This is a genomic window from Flavobacterium sp. WG21, assembly GCF_000335775.1.
In the GTDB taxonomy this organism is placed as follows: Bacteria; Bacteroidota; Bacteroidia; order Flavobacteriales; family Flavobacteriaceae; genus Flavobacterium; species Flavobacterium tructae.
Genome location: NZ_AMYW01000001.1, coordinates 219,059 through 239,167, shown reverse-complemented (window position 1 = coordinate 239,167; position 20,109 = coordinate 219,059). Strand labels below are relative to the sequence as shown.

14 protein-coding genes are annotated in these 20,109 nt (G+C 29.9%); 7 read left to right on the top strand and 7 right to left on the bottom strand.

The window, feature by feature from the left end:
• Window positions 1-229: 229 nt before the first annotated feature.
• The 5 genes from avs2 (at window position 230) to C245_RS0101020 (ending at window position 8,252) form a co-directional block, all read left to right on the top strand.
• Window positions 230-4,783, top strand: a complete 4,554-nt coding sequence (avs2, locus tag C245_RS0101040; protein WP_369770000.1) for an AVAST type 2 anti-phage system protein Avs2 — start codon at window positions 230-232, stop codon at window positions 4,781-4,783.
• A gap of 5 nt (window positions 4,784-4,788) precedes the next feature.
• On the top strand, window positions 4,789-5,889 hold the full coding sequence (locus C245_RS0101035) for an MBL fold metallo-hydrolase (RefSeq protein ID WP_017494728.1): 1,101 nt from the start codon (window positions 4,789-4,791) through the stop codon (window positions 5,887-5,889).
• Between the two features lie 163 nt (window positions 5,890-6,052).
• Complete coding sequence (locus C245_RS0101030) at window positions 6,053-6,571, top strand: hypothetical protein (RefSeq protein WP_026109792.1); 519 nt, start codon at window positions 6,053-6,055, stop codon at window positions 6,569-6,571.
• A 27-nt stretch (window positions 6,572-6,598) separates the two neighbouring features.
• Window positions 6,599-7,504: a helix-turn-helix domain-containing protein gene (locus C245_RS23530; protein ID WP_017494726.1), complete on the top strand. Its 906-nt coding sequence runs from the start codon at window positions 6,599-6,601 to the stop codon at window positions 7,502-7,504.
• Between the two features lie 40 nt (window positions 7,505-7,544).
• Window positions 7,545-8,252: a hypothetical protein gene (locus C245_RS0101020; protein WP_017494725.1), complete on the top strand. Its 708-nt coding sequence runs from the start codon at window positions 7,545-7,547 to the stop codon at window positions 8,250-8,252.
• Window positions 8,253-8,343: 91 nt separating this feature from the next.
• On the opposite strand, the gene C245_RS0101015 is transcribed toward C245_RS0101020, so the two are convergent.
• Entirely contained in the window at window positions 8,344-8,673 is a 330-nt protein-coding gene (locus tag C245_RS0101015) for a hypothetical protein (RefSeq protein WP_017494724.1), read from the bottom strand.
• A 161-nt stretch (window positions 8,674-8,834) separates the two neighbouring features.
• Between C245_RS0101015 and C245_RS0101010 the strand changes: the two genes are divergently transcribed.
• Window positions 8,835-9,608 (top strand): hypothetical protein, encoded by a 774-nt coding sequence (locus C245_RS0101010; RefSeq protein ID WP_157495755.1) that lies wholly within the window; start codon window positions 8,835-8,837, stop codon window positions 9,606-9,608.
• 710 nt (window positions 9,609-10,318) lie between these two features.
• On the opposite strand, the gene C245_RS0100995 is transcribed toward C245_RS0101010, so the two are convergent.
• The 4 genes from C245_RS0100995 to C245_RS0100980 all read right to left on the bottom strand — a co-directional run bounded on the left by C245_RS0100995 (window position 10,319) and on the right by C245_RS0100980 (window position 16,819).
• Window positions 10,319-13,744 (bottom strand): DEAD/DEAH box helicase family protein, encoded by a 3,426-nt coding sequence (locus C245_RS0100995; RefSeq protein ID WP_157495754.1) that lies wholly within the window; start codon window positions 13,742-13,744, stop codon window positions 10,319-10,321.
• Window positions 13,745-13,864: 120 nt separating this feature from the next.
• On the bottom strand, window positions 13,865-14,140 hold the full coding sequence (locus tag C245_RS0100990) for a helix-turn-helix domain-containing protein (protein WP_035745991.1): 276 nt from the start codon (window positions 14,138-14,140) through the stop codon (window positions 13,865-13,867).
• Between the two features lie 119 nt (window positions 14,141-14,259).
• Window positions 14,260-15,648 (bottom strand): phage integrase SAM-like domain-containing protein, encoded by a 1,389-nt coding sequence (locus tag C245_RS0100985; RefSeq protein WP_017494718.1) that lies wholly within the window; start codon window positions 15,646-15,648, stop codon window positions 14,260-14,262.
• A 937-nt stretch (window positions 15,649-16,585) separates the two neighbouring features.
• On the bottom strand, window positions 16,586-16,819 hold the full coding sequence (locus C245_RS0100980; protein WP_026109791.1) for a hypothetical protein: 234 nt from the start codon (window positions 16,817-16,819) through the stop codon (window positions 16,586-16,588).
• A gap of 82 nt (window positions 16,820-16,901) precedes the next feature.
• Here C245_RS0100980 and C245_RS0100975 point away from each other — a divergent pair, with 82 nt between their 5' ends.
• Window positions 16,902-17,132: a helix-turn-helix domain-containing protein gene (locus C245_RS0100975; RefSeq protein ID WP_017494716.1), complete on the top strand. Its 231-nt coding sequence runs from the start codon at window positions 16,902-16,904 to the stop codon at window positions 17,130-17,132.
• Window positions 17,133-17,418: 286 nt separating this feature from the next.
• Here C245_RS0100975 and C245_RS0100970 read toward each other — a convergent pair whose 3' ends face one another.
• Entirely contained in the window at window positions 17,419-19,002 is a 1,584-nt protein-coding gene (locus C245_RS0100970; protein ID WP_017494715.1) for an MFS transporter, read from the bottom strand.
• Between the two features lies 1 nt (window position 19,003).
• Window positions 19,004-20,053, bottom strand: a complete 1,050-nt coding sequence (locus tag C245_RS0100965; protein ID WP_017494714.1) for an HlyD family secretion protein — start codon at window positions 20,051-20,053, stop codon at window positions 19,004-19,006.
• Window positions 20,054-20,109 lie beyond the last annotated feature (56 nt).

Below are 20,109 nucleotides of genomic sequence, written 5' to 3'. Positions count from 1 at the left end.
GATGTAACTTTTTAATAAATATTTATTCCGTAAAGAATTATGACAGAAGAAAACGATATAAAAATATCTAAACTTACAGTTCGCCTCCAAGATTCAGAAACTTTGAAATGTATTGGCACTGGAATAATTTATTCTCATGAAAACCTTAATGAAAAGGTGTACATTTTAACAGCTTCACATTGCCTTTTTAAAGATGGAGATAATTTTCAAGAGATAAGAGAAAAAATCAATATCGACTATCTATAATTTTAAAACAAAGAAATATGATACGATCGAATATAAAATAAATCCTAATCTTATTCTTAAAGAAATAGACAAAGATGTCGCTATACTTATTTTTGATAAATCGTTAATACAAAAATCAATAGAAGAAATTCCATCCATAAAAACTATAAAAGAAAAAAGCATTTACAAAAATTTCATAGTAAAAGGTTTTCCTAATGCAACATTTAGTGAAGAATTAGCTGTTTTATATCCTACATGGAGTCAACATCTTGATAACGACAATCGATTTCAGTTAGACCTTCATGAAGATTACACTGAATATAATATTCAGGGGTTTTCAGGAAGTGGAATCTTTCTAATCGCTGAAGATGAAGTTTATCTATATGGAATTTTTACCCGATTCAGAGCACCAGACAAAGGAAAAGTTATTTATTGTCAATATACCGAAACTTTTAATGAAATTTTAGACAAAAATTATTACACCAGAATATCTTTCAATTATTTTGGGAATTTTGGTTTTACGCCTGAATTTTTCTCACAGCAAATTCAAACTGCAATTAAAAATTTAGGCCCTAGATTTAATAAAGATATTAATTTTAAATTACCAATTGCTAAAGTTTTTAATGACATTGCAAAAGACGATTTGTTTTTTAATCGCTTTTTAAATCTAGTTGACAACTGGATTTTAGAAGATGGATATAGAAAAATGAAAGACAATCTTCATCTGGACAAAATTGAATCAAACAACCAACAACTTAAACAAAAAGTTACAAATTGGATTAAACAAAAAGAAAACTCTGTTACAGACAAAATTGACGTCGATTGGATTCTAAATTCTCTGGATACAATTAATAGTGAAATTGATATCAAGATAAAGGAATTATATAAATTACAAAGACAAGAAGAAGAGAAAAATAAAGACGTTAAGAAAGACTACAGTTACCGAGAACCTTTTGAAGGTGAAATTAGCAGATTAAGAGAAATAAATCGCAGTAACGATGAATTCATTAACAATCTTCTTACAAAAGTCCATGTTAATTTAGCGAATAATCCTTTTCTCATTATCAAAGGAGATGCAGGAAATGGAAAATCACATTTATTAGGAGATATTTCAAAGGATAGAATTAGTCGAAATTTACCAACATTATTATTGCTTGGACAGCATTTTGTAGAATCAAAAAGCATCTGGGAAAATATTTACTCTAGTCTATCTGTTACCATTAATAAGAAAGAAATATTTTTAGACACATTAAATAATATTGGAAAACAAATTGGTTCAAGAGTTCTAATATTAATCGATGCAATAAACGAAGGTGCGGGAGCTGATTTATGGGAATCACAAATTTCAGGATTTATAGATGACTTTAATAAATATCCATTTATAGGAATAGTTCTGTCCATTAGAACAACCTACCTAAATTTTGTAATTCCCGAAAATGTACATAATAATCCAACTGTAACCTTTAAAGAACACGAAGGTTTTAAAGGCAATGAATATGAAGCCCTTAGGCTTTTTTGCAACTTTCATGAATTAAAACAACCTCATTTTCCAATACTATCTCCAGAATTTTCCAAGCCTCTTTTTCTTCAATTAATTTGTAATGCAGTTAAAGATTTACCTGAGAAAGCTTTTCCGCAAGGCTTCCAAGGTATGAGTAAAATTTTTGAGGTTTACATAAATGCTATAAATCTTAAATTTCAAAAAAAAAGAGAGGAATATAAATATACAAATGCTATTCTTGACGCAATTCACAAAATTGCCTTTGAGAACTACAATAACGAAAATAAATACTTATTACTAAAAGATGTAAGAACTCTACTTCGAACTGAATTTCCCGAACATAAATTCTTACTAAATGATCTGATTGAAGAGAATATATTCATAACAAATCCAAGATTAAATTACGAAACCGATAAAACGGAAGAAATAATATACTTTGCCTATCAAAGGTTTGGAGATTTTTACATAGCTGATGAGCTATTAAAAAAATTAAATTCCAAATTGGAAGTTATAAATGCTTTTAAACAAGAAAATGATCTTGGAAAAATAATTTCAAGACAAAATTTATACTGGTATAATGATGGGATTCTTGAGGCATTTTCAATTTTATTACCTGAAAAATTCAATTTAGAAATTTTTGAAGTTTGCTATCTTAATTTCATGTCCGAAGATGATAACTTTCATAAATACTATTATTTAGAGCGGATTAATAGGCTTCTACTAGATAGTTTAAATTGGAGGAAAATTGAGAGTATTGATGACGAAAAATTGATCAAATGGCTTACAAGTGATTATTTCAATATCTCAGATGATGATTATTTCAATAAATTATCTGAATTATCAACAATTATTGGACATCCTTTTAACAGTGATCGTTTATCTAAAATTTTAAAAAGACATAAAATGCCTGAAAGAGACAGTTTTTGGCAACAACATTTAAGATATTATACAGGATACAATGATGATGGGATTGCTTATCCGATTCGACGATTGATTGATTGGGCTTGGACTCCTAATATTTCTGAGAAGTTAGATTTTGAGACAACAAGGCTAACTGCTCAGGCATTAATATGGGTTTTAGCAAGTACTAGAACAAAAGCAAGAGATGAAAGTACTAAAGCATTAGTTAATCTTTTAGAGCAACAACCAGATGTTCTAATTTGGCTTTTGAAAAATTTTGAAAAAGTTAATGACCCATACATTTCTGAAAGATTATATGCAATTGCATATGGTTGTATATTAAGAACAGCTCATGAATCTTCTGTCAACAAAATAGCATTAACTGTTTATAATCTTATTTTTAAAAAACAAAATCCTCCTCAACACATTTTGTTAAGAGATTATGCCCGAAACACTATTGAATTTGCACTTTATAAAAACCCTAAACTTAAAGTAGATCCTAACTTTATTAGACCACCATATAAAAGCAAACTACCTGAAATATTGCCGAACGAAAAAGATATACTAAAATATAATTTCTCTTACAAAGATCCCGACGCAAAAAGAAACTATAAATTAATGAATAATCGAATTTATGATTCGGTTACTGGATGGGGTGATTTTGGTAAGCATATTGACTCTTGTTTGGACGATTTTGCTCCAACAAGTTTTACATTTGAGCTAGAGTACAAACAATTCTACAAATCAATAACGCCAAGTAAACGAAAACTTTTAAAAGAAATTACTTTAATATTAGAATTAAAAAGTCATTATAACAAGAGTCATTATTTGAGAAACAATTTGGGAATCGAATCACTGAATCAACGGATAGATGAATTAAACACGTTTCTAATTCAATACAAAAATCTTATCAATGAGGTCTTTCAAAATGAAGAAAAGATATTTATTACAAATAAAGTTATTCCATTTTTAGAATCAAAACATGAGTACAAAAAGTGGAAATTTAGTAAGTCTGAAATAAATTCTTTTAAATATTGGATAATTGAAAGAACGTTCAAACTTGGATATGATTATAAAATTCACGGTCAATACGATGATCAGATAGGTAGATACAATTATGGCAGAGATAAAGAGGTAGAGAGAATAGGAAAAAAATATCAAAAAATTGCTCTACATGAAATTTTAGCGAAAATTACCGATAATTATAAGCTTAACAAATTTAATTGGCACGATGACAAAAAATATGAATTTTACAAGGGTGCCTGGCAAATGTACATTAGAGATATTGACCCTGCGTTTATAGAAAAAAATATTGAGAAAGAAGAGGAGGAAGAAGAAGATAATTTAGGTATTCTCAATCAAAAAAAAGAATGGTGGGAAGATTCCGACTACAAATACTGGAACCAACTAACATCTGAGTGGATCGAGAAATTGGAAGACTTGCCAAATCCTTTGGAAATTTTAGAAAAAAGAGATTTAGAAAACAATGATTGGTTGTGTTTGAAGAAATTTAGTACATGGGATGAACCAAAACCTATGGGGAAAGGTAAATATGATTTTCAACGAAAAGAAATGTTTTATAAAATACAAGGCTATCTTGTTAACAACACAACCAAAAAGAAAATAATCAAATGGCTTTCTCAACAAAATTTTTGGGGAAATTGGATGCCAGAAAGTAGCGATCATAATCATTTAATAAATCGTGAAAAATTTTGGTCTCCCGCTTATTTTGATAGTGATAATGAAAAAAAATGGCAAACTATCAGAGATACCAATCTTAAAGTTATCATTGCCACTACTAATGCTGTGAGCCATATTGATGGCGACAAGTCTGGAGCACAATTTAGTTATGAAATGCCTTGTAAGACAATTTTTGAAGAAATGAATTTAAATTATGCTCCTGTAGATGGCGAGTTTAAAAATAATAAAAACCAAATAATCGCAACAAATAAAAAACATAGTGGGGTACTTATTAGAAAGAAAGATTTTTTAGATTTTTTAAATGAAAAAAAACTAGATGTAATTTGGACAATAATGGGGGAAAAAATGTGCTACAGTTCAAAAAGTGATACAAATTATAGGAAAGAACTAAGTGGTGTATATTATCTGGAAGACAACCAAATTAAAGGAATTATAAAGGCATTTGAATCGGAATAAAAATTATGGAAATAAAATTCTATCAGGCAGAATGTGGAGATGCGGCAAGTATTAGATATTTAGGCAACGACCTGCAATATCACAATATATTTATTGACTCAGGATATGAAAGAACATTTCGTCTCAGTTTATTAGAAGAGATAGAAGATATAAAAAAAAGAGGCGAATTTATTGACTTGTGGATATTGTCACACATTCATGATGACCATATTGGTGGGATAATTAAATACTTGGATTTAATTAAATCTGGTGAATTAGAAGATATTGTTAATCATTGGTATTACAACGTACCGCGGAACTATACATTAAATACCATTAGTAATAAAACCAAAACAAGTCTATCTGCAAGTATAAATCAAGGCGATGTCATTTATGAATATTTAAAACAAAACAATAAACTACTAAAAATTGACATAACCTCAGAACTAGAATCTATATTTTTATTTGGATTAAAATTAACTATACTATCACCATCAACCAAAAAGCTAGATAAGCTTAGGAAAAAATATCCCCTAAATAAAACAAATGATTTAGAGCGATCTGAATTAATATATATTAGCGATGCTAAAACTATTAGAGACAATGACTATTCAATCAAAATATCTGACTTTAAAGTTGAGAATTTCACTGAAGATAAGTCAATTGAGAATGGTAGTAGTATAGCCCTATTAACGGAATTCAAAAAAAATAAAACAATATGGTTAGCTGATTCTCATCCCAGCGATATAGTTAAAACATTAAAAAAAATGGGATATAGTACCGAAAACAAAATAGAATGTGATTTGGTAAAAGTAGCTCATCATGGAAGTGATGGAAATAATAGTACTGAACTATATAGCTTAATTAAGTGCAACAATTATGTTTTTAGCACTAATGGAGAGAATAAATATAATTTACCCGAAAAGAAAAGCTTGGTCAGAATTTTAACAAATAAAGATAGACCAAAAGATTTCAGATATAACTTTTATTTTACCTATGAAAATGAAATACTAAAAAGCATTTTTAAAGTTGATGGCATTAATATTTACAAAGACCTTAATTTTACAACTAACTTTCTAACTGACTCTAAATATTTAAAAATACCTGATTTTAATAACAAAGGGTAAAGCAAATTGTACGGGTATTTCTCAGTAAAAAACATTCATGTTTCGAACATGAATGAGCTAAGTGTGAATTATTATTATGAAGAAAGGTAAGATTATTCCATTTTAAATTAAATACATATATTTGATATTATCAATAATTCTAAAAATAAACTACAACAAAGAAATGAAGTTATTTTCCAGCTATGAATATTTAAAACAAAATAGACTTTCAGATGTTATAAGGTTAATTTCGGTTCTTGGTGTTGATGACACTTATTCATTCAGAAAGAATGATGGACTAACAACAACTCTAAATGGCAAACCTAAATCAGCAAAAGATTGGTTTGAAATTGCAAAAGAACATCCCGAGTTTTTTAAATTTAATTTAGCTGGTGATAATGTTGTTTTACTATTTAGATCTTTATTTAAACCAAATTCAGATAACAAACGAGATCCATTAACTATTGACCAAACTCAAAAACTAATCGATCAAGCTATTTCTTTACATGATAAGCAAATTGCAAGATTACAAAAAAATAGTTTTTTAATGCCAATATTTACCGCGATCATCGCATCACTAACTACTGGACTAGTTTCATTCCTGACTTTGAAAAATAATAATGAATCAATTAAAAAAATTGATAAAAAGGTCGATGATATAATTCTGATAATAAAAGCCAATAAAAAAACGACAAAAAAATAAAATAGTATTCACTTTCATTTTGCAAACATGTGGAATTTAGACAAAATAAACCAATACATATCTGATGGTATTGAAGAAAACATTCATTTAGACTATAAAGGTTCCGATTCTATTTCCAAAACAAATGATAAAAAGAATGAAATATCTAAAGATGTAAGTGCTTTTGCTAATTCAGATGGTGGAGTTATAATTTATGGTGTAAAAGAGTATGATGAAGTGGACAAAAGCCATCTTCCAGAAAAAATACAACCGATCGACGGCAATGAGTATTCAAAAGAATGGCTTGAACAAATCATCAATAGTACAATTTCTCCAAAAATACATAACATTATAATAACACCTGTCCAGACTGGGAATATTAAAGATAATTTGGTGATTTATGTTGTAGAAATTCCTAAAAGTACTACTGCTCATCAAATGAAAGATAAACGATACTATCGTCGTTATAATTTCCAATCTATCCCTATGGATGATTGGGAAATTAAAGATATAATCAATAGAGTTTCACAAACTAAATTTGAAATATATTTTGAAACCACTCCAAATAAAAAGTTTCTTAAAAATTGGCCTCCATTACCTCCTAAAATTAAAATTGACATATGGGTTCATAATTCAGGAAACAGGGTTATTAAATATTTAGATTGTTTTGTAAGTGGTAGCGATGAGACTGCTAAAAACATAAGTGACCCATACTTCCCTGTTGAATTTCAAAAACACTTTTCCAACACAATCGATAGAGAAGTAACAATAAAGAATACCACTTTTACAATTAACACCGAAAGAATCGCTATTCTCCCATTCACTTCCCGTTACATCGGAACTATTGAGATTAGAGAAAATTTCATTTTACAAAATAATAAAATTGCATTTCAAATTTCAACAGAAGATCGGGTAGAATATTTTAGTTATATTGGAAAAGAAATAATAGAATAACGAAAAATGTATTTCTTTTGTTATAAAATCTTAGAAGTAAATGATAGAACATATTAAATATATAATTAATCTCGTTGGTGGACAAAGTAATGCATTAAGCATTTTAGGTGTATTAGTTAGTTTGTTTTTTGCATTTTACTTATATTTTAGAACTTTTTATCGATTAGTATTCTCATCTGAACGAATATGTAGAAAAGGAAGAGAAGTAATTAATTGGAGAGATGAAAATAATGAATATACTACTAGAATTTTGTTTTATAATAATGGCAGAAAGACTCTTACATCAACAGATATAAAGAGACTTGAAATAAATTCAACTGATGATATTTTATCTTTCAAATTTTTGAAACAAATTTCAGGTGTTAAAATCAACTCAATAGATCGTAATATAAATATTGAAATCGAATACTTAGATTCTTCGAATTTTTTTGTTTTAGAAATAGAGCATAAGGGTTATATTGATGTAGAAGGCAGAATATCTGAAACAGGTAAAATCCTTCAAACAGAACCGAGATACTGGGTAATTATCAATTTTATATTTATATTTTATCTTTTCTACGAAATCTTTGTTATGGTACTAAACTTTGATAATCCTCAATCGAATTCTTTAATTAATTTCTTTTTAATTATTGCTGTATTCATTTTGATAAGATTTATACATTCAATCTTATTTATCCCCGATAGCATTTCGGAAAAATATTTATCCGCAAAAGATAAATTCAATACTGAATTTAGAAATTACTTTTAAAATAAACCCATGTTTTAATGATGATTACTATTTGATAAATTAAAGTATATGTAGTAGGCATCCATTTTTAATTACAGAATAACAGGAAATACTATCCAATCCTTTTTTTCAGAAGTTCATTATATTCTTCCAACAATTTTAAATACTTATTTTTCCAATATTCAGGATTTGCTTCCTCATTTTGGTAATCAAAAGCAGATTCATTTATAGCATTTTGGTATGAGTTAAATTCTTTGATCTCATCTTTGAAATCATAATGAATAATTTTTCCTATTTGTAACACTATATCTAAAGAAACATTACTGTTTTCAAACATTAGATAAATCCATCTTCTGCTTTTTGATAATCTTTTGGCTAATTCCGTAATAGGATAACCACTTTTATAAACCGCTTTTTTTATTATCTCGCCTCTGTGTTCCATGATTCAAAGATTGACAGTTTAGCGTGAAATTTATTTTACAATTAATGCACATATATGTGTATTTATACTTATTTTTACGGTTATTAAAACAAACATATATTCAAATATGTGAATTATATGTGCAACAAAGCAGTTCATTAATAAAAATCCAAATAACCAGTATGAAAAAAACATTACTATTAATTGCAATAATTTTCATTTTCACACAACAAATGCAAGCCCAAACTACATCTGAAAAAATTAAATGGGACTACACCAACATGACTCCAAAAACATTTACCTTCAACAAAACAATAATTGGTTATTTTATTGAAGAAAATAAGGATTCTCCCAGAATTGCTATGGACATTTTTTCAGATTCTACAGCGACAACTAAAATTGGTTCAACAAAATTAAATGAAATATTACCGACAGAAGTTTTTGATGCATTAGCATATAGTTATTCTGACAAGGTTTATTTGATTAAGTCAGCAAAAGACAATAAAATATGTTTAATACATGAAGATGTTATGTATTACCAAAATTGGGGTAAGGGTAATGGAATTACACTAACCAAAGATTACACAAAACCACAAATACTTGCAAAAGAAAAATTGCTTTTAGAAAATTACCGTTTAAAACTGAAAAATGCATTGTCAACAGTTAGCAAAATAGAAGCGATTAATAATAAGCATTTAGTAAATATGGTTAACGCTTTTGGCGTAGTTGTAGAACAAAAATATGATCCAACTAAGTTCACAAAGGATGAAAAAGTCATTTACAAGCAATTAATACAAAAATTGAAATCACAAAATGAAGAAATAAAAACGGAATTAGAGAAAAAAATTGATTCTAAGAAAACATTAACTGAATTAATTAGTATTCCTGACATAAATAAGCAATTGCAGATCGAGCATGCTTACAACGATTATTCGTATCCCACATTAAATTGGTAAACATATTAACCCCATACAATATGTATGGGGTGTTTTTTTTCTAAATTAGCTTAAATTTAGACACATAACTTCTAATAAATGGACAAGAAATTACAATATTATTACGTTCATGGATTGCACTCTTCAAAAAATTCAATAAAATTTAAAGATATCCAAGTAAGATATCCAAACGCAATATGTTTTGAGTGGACAGTTAAGGATAATTTAACCGATAAAATTAATGAATGGGTCGCTATAGTCAAGGAATCAAAAAACAAATAATGTACTAATAGGTTCGTCTACTGGATGTAATTTTATTTGTCAAATGAATTTAATATTACAAAAACACAATAACCATCCAAAAACGATATTACTAAATCCGTTGTTAAATCTGGATCAAGTAATCAATAAAGAAATAATTAAATACATCCAAAAGATTGATGCTTTTATTAATTGCCTACTAATAATTTCTGATAATGATGAAGTTTTAAATCACGATCAAATAAATACTAAGTTAATAGAATCAAATCTGCTAATAATTTCAAAAAACGATAATCATCAATTAATTAAGTTTAAGAATTACTTTGATGAAATTGACAGATACATCGATTCTACAATATCTATCTAGCCTTTTTTAGTTTTTTACATCTGCTTTTTGTATTTCTGTTCTCTATAAAAATATTATATATTATACATAAGCCAAAAACAACCAAAAAGCAGATGTAAAATTATTAGCTATATCTAGTTTCTCTAACTCCTTTAATCATTTTTGGTGTAGATTTTAATTCACTAAATTTTGCCTTAACAAAACCACCTACACTTTTATTAGATAAACCCGTTATTTCCATAATCTCTTTTACTGTAACAAAACCATAAATTTCAACTCTTTTAGCTATGTCAGTAATAGTATCATCGGAAATATGTGTATATGCGTTCCCTATATTTTCACCTATTGCCTTTCCTTTTCTATTTCTTAGCAACCTTTTATTCATGGGTGCTTCCGTTTCTAATTTACCTTTCAAATTGTCTTCATACCAAGTAATCGTATCACTTATCCATGCTTGCGTATATCGTTGCTTAAACTCAATCTTTTTTCCCTGTTTAATTATATAACAGACGTTCAATTTCTTTTTAAAGTTTTCTTGTAATTTTAGTTTTGTGTTACGATCCATATTGTTGTATGCTTTATTGATATACTTTGGAGACAAATCATCTAACATCTTTTGATATTGCAATTTTGATAAACTACCATAACCATCAATCATATTTACTATTTTATCCACCTCATCAATTAGGCTATTATCTAAATCGTCAACCAAATCACTATTAACAAACTTCATAAATTTGAGTCTATTATCAATCTCCTTAAAATTCATATTACAATCCTCCATTAATGATTTTATCCAACCGTAATCATTAATAAAACCACTAATATCTACACACTTTTTTACTAACAACCTTACATTTCTAAAAATCTGTTCATTTTCAAGAGTCAATATTTCTTCAACCAATGAATAATTACCTAATTTTATTGTGGCAACACTGAACTTTCTTATTAAATTAAATACATCGCTAAGAATAAAATCTAGAGCCCGTACTTTGCTTTGCTTTTCCAATTCATTTTGTTCTTTTAATAATTCTTGATATTTTTTAATCACAAAACTATCTGTACAAGTACCCTCTATAACTTTCACATTATAACCAAACTTTTTTAAATTTCCTCCTATACAAATGATATTACTATAATGTTCTTTTAATTTTTCATTTAATACTTTCCACTTAACTTTATCTTTGTCAACTCCATAACTATCCTCCATGTTTTCAAATTCATTATCTGTAAAAAGATCTGTAGCTATATGATTTTTTATTAAACTTATTTCATTCGGATCTTCTACATAATTAAAAGCAAATTCTTCATCATACTGGTTATTTTTAGGTATTACAAAAAAAACGAAAATCTTAACATTTGTTCTTCTGAATCTGTTGGCATATTGTTCAATTTCTTGCGCTGTGATTGAGTTTTGATTATCAGTATAAACAACCATAACAATTGGTTTATCTGTATTGTTTATATCAATACCAACATTCCCCAAAGAAGTAGTAAAAAGTATTTCAACGTCATCATTTATCATAGATATTTTATTAATATCCTCACTTACTTGATTATACTTCTGATTATTTGAATAGATCGCAAAATTTGGAGAACCAATATTGCCCGCAAAACAATTTATCCACTTCTCCCCCATATTTGTTGGAATTAGCACCCTGAATTTGCTCTTTAATAATTCTTTAGTTTTACTGATAATTGACGTGTAACACATATCTCTATTTTCACAACCAACTAAAGTTACTTCTCTATTTTTATTATTAATAAATTCCTTTTTTTGCGTTATTGGCTCACCATGTTCATCTGTTCCAAAATAAAACTCCTCACCTGTAGGAGTACCTGTCATTAATATTATAATAGTACTATTTATCAATAAATTTGTATTACTACGAACTTTTCGCATATAAGAATTTAGCTTCTTAAGCAACAATACTATAGCATTTATTCTATATCTCTCAGTAAACAAAAGATGAGACTCATCTATAATAACGTAATCGAATTTTCCAAAATCTTCAACCTTTATTTGTGCTCCTTTATCAAAGGTGCAAATTATTGATTCCGTATTATTAATATGTTTTTGTATATCTATAGAATCAAAAACTTTTACAAAACCATTTAAATTTTTATTTTTTATTATTGCCTTTGTCGGTACTATAAGTAAACATCTATAATTTTGTTCGTTTAGTTTTTCAACCATACTTGTTTTACCGCTTGATGGCGGGGAAATTAAAATATTTATATGCCTCCACGACCAATACTCCTTTAGTTCTTCTATTTTATCACTAAGAAATCCATTTAATACTTCGCCCTCAATTCGTTTAAATTTTTCAACTTCATTTTTGATCTCACCAAGTTTAGTGCTAAGTAAGGAAGGATCGACAATATCAGTAGATTTTTCCTTCTCAATTTTTTGTTGTACTGAGTAATTCTTTTCATTTACTATCTCTGTTAATTCAAATTGAATAATTCCATTCTCAAATGAAGTGCAGAAGTTATTATAATCAATATCATTTCTTTTAAGAAAATTTAATGAATCATGTCCTCTTGTCCAACCAACAATATTGTTAACCTCAGCAAGTTTTTGAACATATTTACTCTCATGTTTACTTGCCCAATGCACGAATAGATAATTGGGGGAGTCGGTTATTTCAAGCTGTATTTTAATTGCTTCTTCTTTTGTCCATCCAAAGCCACATAGAGTTTCAATATATTTTTGTTTACTGTTCCATGTATTCCTGCGATCTTTCAGATTTAATATAGAATTAAATTTACGTTTTGCTACATCCCTACTGACATTGTATTTCTTGGCATAATTCTCATAAGCGCTTTTTGAAACGTTAGAACCAACAATCAAATCTATATAAGACAAATGACCACTCATTACATCAAATTCTATCATTTCAAAAGGCTGAACTTTACGAAGAATTCGAGGTGTTTGTATAAATTTATTATAAAGCCTATAGTCTGAAATGACCCCATTCTTTACTTTATAGTCATATTTATAATTTTTACAAGTCCCAAATGTATTTGCTAAAATATCTAATACACCATAATACCAACTATTAAGATAAGTATCCATATTAAATTGAACTGGTCGCTTCTTAAATTTTGTTGGACTCTTAACCCATTCCTTAAAATCGTCAATCTTTTTAAACGCGCTTTCAAGTCTTTGTTCATCCACACCATTCTGCAAAATTTCGCCAGTCTTTCTATAGTGCTCAACAGATTCAAAATAAGGATGTTCGCCAAACCGCTTTGAACCAAAGAAGTAAGCGGTTTGAATTATTAAATAACATTCTGTAAAGTAATCTGCACGAAACAATTCTACATATTCAGTATTAGTAATTATTTCCATTGGAGTATATGGCGTGTAATTACAAACATCTAATATTGCTTTAATCCCTGCTATACTAGTTGATTTTAACTTTCTGTAATGATATTTTTTAATTTTATCATCTTCTTCTTTACACGAAAGATAAATTTGATCATAAAAATAATTCACAGCCAAATAGGTAAGAGAATCAAAGGATCTTCCTGATTCTGTTTCCATATTATTAAGATTTGCAATGCCGTTAATTAGTGCCTTCTCTGTATCTTGATTTTCTGATAAATAAAATGACAGATTTCGATCTATATTTTTATTAGCATTAATGATACTGTAAAGCTTCAATTACCTTAATGGGATCAAAGAAGCTTCAATATCTGAGCGTAAAAAATAGACACGTGAACCTAAACCAAGCGGTTTGAGTTTTCCACTTTTTGACCAGTTATTTATGGTCGAAATATCTACATCGAACATGCGGGAAACCGCTTGTCTTGTTAAATATTCATTTGGTTGAACAGGTTTGAAATTTTTTAAGAATTCATCTAGAATTAACTTTACATCAGCAGTAATTTCTTGTTTTAATTTTTCTGGACTAGTTGCCAGGAATTGAATTTGTGACATGACTAAAATGTTTATGTTAGTCATATCATTACACGTTTTAGTTTTCAACCTTAGGTTGAAAACTAAAGCAAATCAAAAAATCAAATACCTCTTTATCAGGTAATTAAGCCAAAAGCAATTCATTCATTTGTTCCGTCCTTAATTATTTTTAATCTTGGTGGCTCATTTTTTTGCAAGTCACTATAGAATTTCATAAATAAATCAGCATTACTATCCTTGTCTTCACGTTGGTTTATATAGGTCAAAAACAAGCTTTCTTTTGAGTGTCCAGTTATTCCAATTAATACCGCAGTTGGGATTTTTTTATAGTAGTTTGTTGCAAAAGAACGTCTAAAACAATGACTTGCTATTAATTCATATTTAGGATAATTTCCTAACTCTTTCCTATTAGTTTCGGTATTTAATTTTGTACCCTTAACAATTGAATCAATCCGAGCCAACTTACAGATTACTTTCACATAATCATTAAGTTTTTGATGAGGTAATTCTTTTGGAAAATGATTTTCGATTATATCAATAACATGAGGAGCAATAATTCCTATTGTAACGTTTTTATTTGTTTTCTGTTGAATTATATCAATGTAAATGGATACTCCTTTATATCTTACATTTTCATTTGTCAATTTAAGTAAGTCGCCTCCTCGCTGTCCGATCTCACAACCTATCAAAATCCAGTTTCGTGCATTGTTTAACGCTTCAGGCGTAATAGCAATACCTTTTGTAAGTTCGGGGTTTGAAACTTTAAATTGTTTGAGTTCTTCTACATTTGACAAATCCAAATTTTTAATTTGTTCCAGTTCAGCAAAAGATAAAGTTTGTATGTACCTATCCGCTTCACTTTCTCGAAAGTGCTGAATTATTTTTGAATATGGTGCTACTGGTATTTCGTGTTTCTCTGCATCAATGCAAACCGTTTTTAAAATCTCTAATTGTTTTCCTGCATAGTTTGTCGAATAATTTTTAGTATTAATTAACCAATTTGTGAACTTTTCAACGAAAGGCTTTGTAACCTCAACAAACTGAATTTGCTTTTTTATTTTAGTTTGATATTCTAAAATTATATTTTTAAAAAGTGTATAGTTTTTTATTGTACTGGCACTTAACCCGATTTTAAAACCTCCATTGATTTTTACTTTGCGAGTGTTTGCATTATCAATAATGTACTGGATATGGTTAACCAATAAACCTGTTTCACTTTTTATGACACGTTTAAAACATTCATTAATTTTTGCATCAAGCCAAAAACTATCAATTACGACAGCTTCTCCCATATCATTATTAATATTTTCAAAAAGGAAAGATTCTAATTTTTTGAGATTATTAAATATTACTTTGTTTTCAGAGGTGTTTTGTTTTGGTCGACCTGTAGTTTCACTCCAATCTTTTGGATTAATAGAAAATCCCGTATTTAATTCTAGATCTTGTTTACCTCTACCTAAAATAACTCGTACTTTAATTGATACATTTTTGTTTGCTTTGCTTCGCACTCTAAATTTAACTGATGCCATAACTTTTTATGATTATATGTTTTAATTATATATCATATATCAATTTCAAAGATACGGCATTTTTTAAAGTTGCCCGACACTTGCCCGACATTCATACTAGTTTATTATATTTCATTCTATATCATTCCACTAGTTGACACTATCAAAAAACCCTTATACAAGTTGATTTTATTGACTTTTTAGTGCTTTTGTTTGATTTATAGGTAATATCAAAAAGAGCCAAGTGGAAGCGATAGGCGTGTAGGTTCGAGTCCTATTATCCGCACCGAAAAAAAGCTTCTGAGAAATCAGAAGCTTTTTTGTTTTAGTAAATATCTTCCTTCTAAAAGCGATCAGGTGCAAAAATACCTATCAATAACAAAGTAATTTCTATCCGAAAACTTTACGACTTTACTTTATCAAAATAAATATCAAGCTTCCTATTTCAATACACAAACCGATATAAAACACACAAACACATCATTATCTTTGTTTTAACATTTTTTAATTAAAAAAAACCTACTTTTACATGTGTTTATCAACCTTGACTTTAAGCCTTTTTTTTATGAATAAAAATCCAAACCGACTACGATTATTCCTGAGAATAATCGGCACATTATCAATAATAATCTTTTTTGTTTCAAAAGCACTTGAAATAGACAACAAATTCACTGACTACCTATTGATTTTAAGTGTACTATGCTTTTCAATAATTATACTATACCCCTTAATAAAGTATTTAAAAAATAATTACTTTGTTAAATAAATCAGATCATAATACTCTCTATGTCATTCTAAATTTACGCCCCAAATTAATCTCAATGACAAAGAATCTTGGAGCAGGAAAGAATTCTTAAATACTCTCAAAAATGCGAAAGTCTCTACATTATGAGATTTTCGCATTTTTTTTAGTTTATCTCTTCACAAAAATGAAGACACTTAAAGCATAACTTTCTTTTCACTCCACATCCAAATAAGGATCTAAAATCTCCGCCAATTTATTCAGCCAATAAAAATTATCATCGATATAAGGTAATTCAGATTCCATGGTTTCGCACCCTCGCATGGAAGAAACCGAAAGCGCATAATTTACCTGTCGTAACATTCTTGCCATATCTTTAGGCTCGATAAAATCCTTAAAAAAATCCTTTAGTCTAGTTTCAACATCATTTGAAATATTTATTGTAGCCATAATCTTATTTTTTTTCAAATATAATACATTTAAACACATATATGTATTTAAAAAAAGAAATAAATCTTGTGATTTTTGAAATATGAGCATTTCAGAAGAAACTTTTATTACAAATCTCGGCTTTCACATCAGACAACTTCGTGAAAAAAAAGGTTTATCCCAGCAAGAATTAGCTGATTATTGTAACATACCTCAAAACCAGATTGGCAGAGTAGAAAGAGCTGAAATCAATACCACAGTAAAAACTCTTATAAAAATTGCCAATGCTTTAGATGTCGAACCTAAAGAATTACTTGATTTTCCTTTAAAATAGAGATCATTCGACTAAAGCCTTTTCCTCCAAATCATAAAAAAACCTCCAGCTAAAGCAGGAGGCTATTTGTATCATTTATTATTTTTCACGTACAGTTTGTCATTTCGACGAAGGAGAAATCGCACCAGAGGTTCCATTCCAATTGTCATCAATCTTTGTCGAATTACGAGTGTGATTCCTCCTCCGTCGGAATGACAAGATTGCGTAGAAACTTTCCGCAAAAAAAACTCACAACTCACAACTCACAACTCACAACTCATAACTCATAACTCATAACTCAAAACCCTCAGCCTATCCAGATTTTACTTTTCACCAAAGTCATCGTTTGTCTTAAATGCTGATTGCAGACAATGAGGAAGATCAAAACCAGAAGACTATAACCCATAATGGTATAAATCTCCATATCAGCCAGTAAAGTAGCTTGTTTGGTAACGGTTCCGAAGATCTTTTTCATAGCTAAAACATTGGCATTGTCTGCCGAATATCCTTTGGCGATAAAACTTTGTGTTGTTGTGGCAATCGTTTGCTGCGCTTCGGGGTTATCACCTGTTACAAACTGACTGAGTTTTAAAAAATGCTTTTTGTTTAAAAATACGGTCGCATTCTGCATCACGCAAAAGCCAACGGTGCTTCCCCAAAAACGTCCCGAAACCCCCACAATTCCAGATGAAGCCGCCATTTTTGAAGGAACCGAAGAAGTCGTAAACAATATTAACGGAACAAATAAAAATCCCACTCCAATGCCTTGCAAAACATACGGAATGATAATATCCGACAACGCCACATCGGGCACAAAAAGAAACGTAAACCAAAAATGAAACAATGCAATAAGCGAAAAGCCAATGATAAAAATGATTTTGGTCGAAACGGACCTCATTAGAAAAAAAGCCGCCAGAACAAGTCCGATTACATTTCCTAGTCCGTTAATGTATTGCACGCCCGCCACACGCGACGGATCCCAATTCCAAATTGAATACATCGCCGAATGGCAAAGACTCAGCGTTGCCCTGCTGATATAAAAAAGGAAAAACAGCAAAAATCCAATGCGCAGATTGGCATATTTAAAGACTTCAAAATTAAAAGTGGGTCTTTTTACCAAAAGCTCCTTAAAGATAAACAGCCCTCCCGAAATCAGTGCAACGATAAGCGTTAGCACCATTTGAGAAGAACCGAACCAATATTTTTTCTCGGCATAGACAAAAAAGTAAGCACCGCAAAGAATTGCAGTTAAAACCAAAAAATAACTCATCCAGTCGATTTGATACAACGGAATTTTCTTTGTGATTCGGTGCCCACGAAAAGTAACTAAGATTAAAAAAACGTTCAAAACCTGCAATCCGCCCGAGACATACAGCATGTATTTCCAATCGTAATGATCCAGAAACCAAACGGCAATATTCATTATAAAAGGTGTAGACAACAACAACGCTCCATAATAAAACGAAAAACCTATGATGATGGCACTTTTAGAATTGAACTGTTCGATCAACAATTGTCGGATCGTAATTACCGGAAGCGCCATCAGGATTCCTTCGGCAATTCTCATAATTAAAAAGAGCGAAAAATTGGTAATATAGGCCGAAGAAACAATCGTAATTCCAATTAAGGAATACACCGCCATGAGGTAATTTTTAGCAGGGAAAAAACTAGAGAACCTCGCTTCGATTAAAATGGTCGCGAGCAGCGTCCCGTAAGTAACACACATAGCAAACTGCAGGTCTTCGGGTTCAATATCGAGAAAACTTGCCGCATAGGTCACATTTGACGTATAAACTCCCAATAAAATCATAGAATGCAGAAGACAGACAAACAAAATAATAATGATTGCCCACTTTGGAACCCAGGATTTAAAAATACTTTTATCTTCCATTTTAGTGTGCTGCAATCACAGTAATATTCATTCCCGCTCTTAAAAAATCGGTTTGTTTGTCGTCATCCTTTAACTGTATTCGAACCGGAATTCTTTGTTCGATTTTCACGAAATTTCCAGTTGCATTATCCGGAGGAAGCAATGAAAATCTTGCCCCGCTCGCAGGCGATAATGAGGCAATTGTTCCTATAAATGTTTTATCGCTTACCGCATCGGCTTTGATTTCGACATTCTGTCCAACGGTTAGATACTGCAATTGCGTTTCTTTAAAGTTGGCCGTAATCCATTTTTCCTTACTTACAATCGAAAGCAGCGACTGACCTTCTTTTACCAATTGTCCGGGCTGCAAAGTTCGTTTCCCGATCCAGCCATCGTAAGGTGCTGTAATTATAGTATACGAAAGAAATAAAGCCGCATTATCTGCCGTGGCTTGTCTCGAAGCGATATTGGTTTGTGTAGTTGGCACATTTGCTTCAGCCACCGAAGTACTTAAAGCCGAAGTATGGATTCTGTTTTTCATCTCCTGAAAATGCGCTTGTGCCGACTCGTAATCTGCCTTCACTTTTTCTAATTGCTGAGAAGTTGCCGCTTCTTCACTTACCAAAGCTTTGTACCTTTCGTACTCTAATTTGGTTTTCCAAAGATTCGATTTTGCAGCCTCTAATTGCGCTTCATTAATAGCCGTCGCACTTGCCGTGTTTACCGCATTTTTCTCGGCAACCAGGCTGTTTTGCCTTGCGCTCTGAACATCGGCAAGAGCCACATTCAATTTCGATTGATATTCTCTGTTATCAATAACAACCAAAGTATCTCCCTTGTGCACAAACTGATTTTCATTAAAACGAACTTCCTGCACATAACCCGTAATTCTCGACATAATTGGCGTTACATATTGCTCGACCTGAGCATCATTAGTTTCCTCGTGATTCCTGTTGAAAACATAAAACCAAATTCCCAAAATAATACCGCTTACCACCAATACACTTGCGATAATTGTTATTAACACATGAAACGTTCTGTTTCTTCTAGTCTCATTTTTAATCTTAACCATATTTTTCGTCTATTCTCTATATTCTATTTTCTATTTTCCAACATCTAACATTTAAC

Coding starts and splice junctions, on each gene's coding strand:
- C245_RS0101030 (WP_026109792.1), top strand. CDS start 6,053: ATGAAGTTATTTTCCAGCTATGAATATTTAAAACAAAATAGACTTTCA.
- C245_RS0100985 (WP_017494718.1), bottom strand. CDS start 15,648: ATGGCATCAGTTAAATTTAGAGTGCGAAGCAAAGCAAACAAAAATGTA.
- C245_RS0100970 (WP_017494715.1), bottom strand. CDS start 19,002: ATGGAAGATAAAAGTATTTTTAAATCCTGGGTTCCAAAGTGGGCAATC.
- C245_RS0101035 (WP_017494728.1), top strand. CDS start 4,789: ATGGAAATAAAATTCTATCAGGCAGAATGTGGAGATGCGGCAAGTATT.
- C245_RS0100990 (WP_035745991.1), bottom strand. CDS start 14,140: ATGTCACAAATTCAATTCCTGGCAACTAGTCCAGAAAAATTAAAACAA.
- C245_RS0100995 (WP_157495754.1), bottom strand. CDS start 13,744: ATGGAAACAGAATCAGGAAGATCCTTTGATTCTCTTACCTATTTGGCT.
- C245_RS23530 (WP_017494726.1), top strand. CDS start 6,599: ATGTGGAATTTAGACAAAATAAACCAATACATATCTGATGGTATTGAA.
- C245_RS0100980 (WP_026109791.1), bottom strand. CDS start 16,819: ATGGCTACAATAAATATTTCAAATGATGTTGAAACTAGACTAAAGGAT.
- C245_RS0101010 (WP_157495755.1), top strand. CDS start 8,835: ATGAAAAAAACATTACTATTAATTGCAATAATTTTCATTTTCACACAA.
- C245_RS0100975 (WP_017494716.1), top strand. CDS start 16,902: ATGAGCATTTCAGAAGAAACTTTTATTACAAATCTCGGCTTTCACATC.
- C245_RS0100965 (WP_017494714.1), bottom strand. CDS start 20,053: ATGGTTAAGATTAAAAATGAGACTAGAAGAAACAGAACGTTTCATGTG.
- C245_RS0101020 (WP_017494725.1), top strand. CDS start 7,545: ATGATAGAACATATTAAATATATAATTAATCTCGTTGGTGGACAAAGT.
- C245_RS0101015 (WP_017494724.1), bottom strand. CDS start 8,673: ATGGAACACAGAGGCGAGATAATAAAAAAAGCGGTTTATAAAAGTGGT.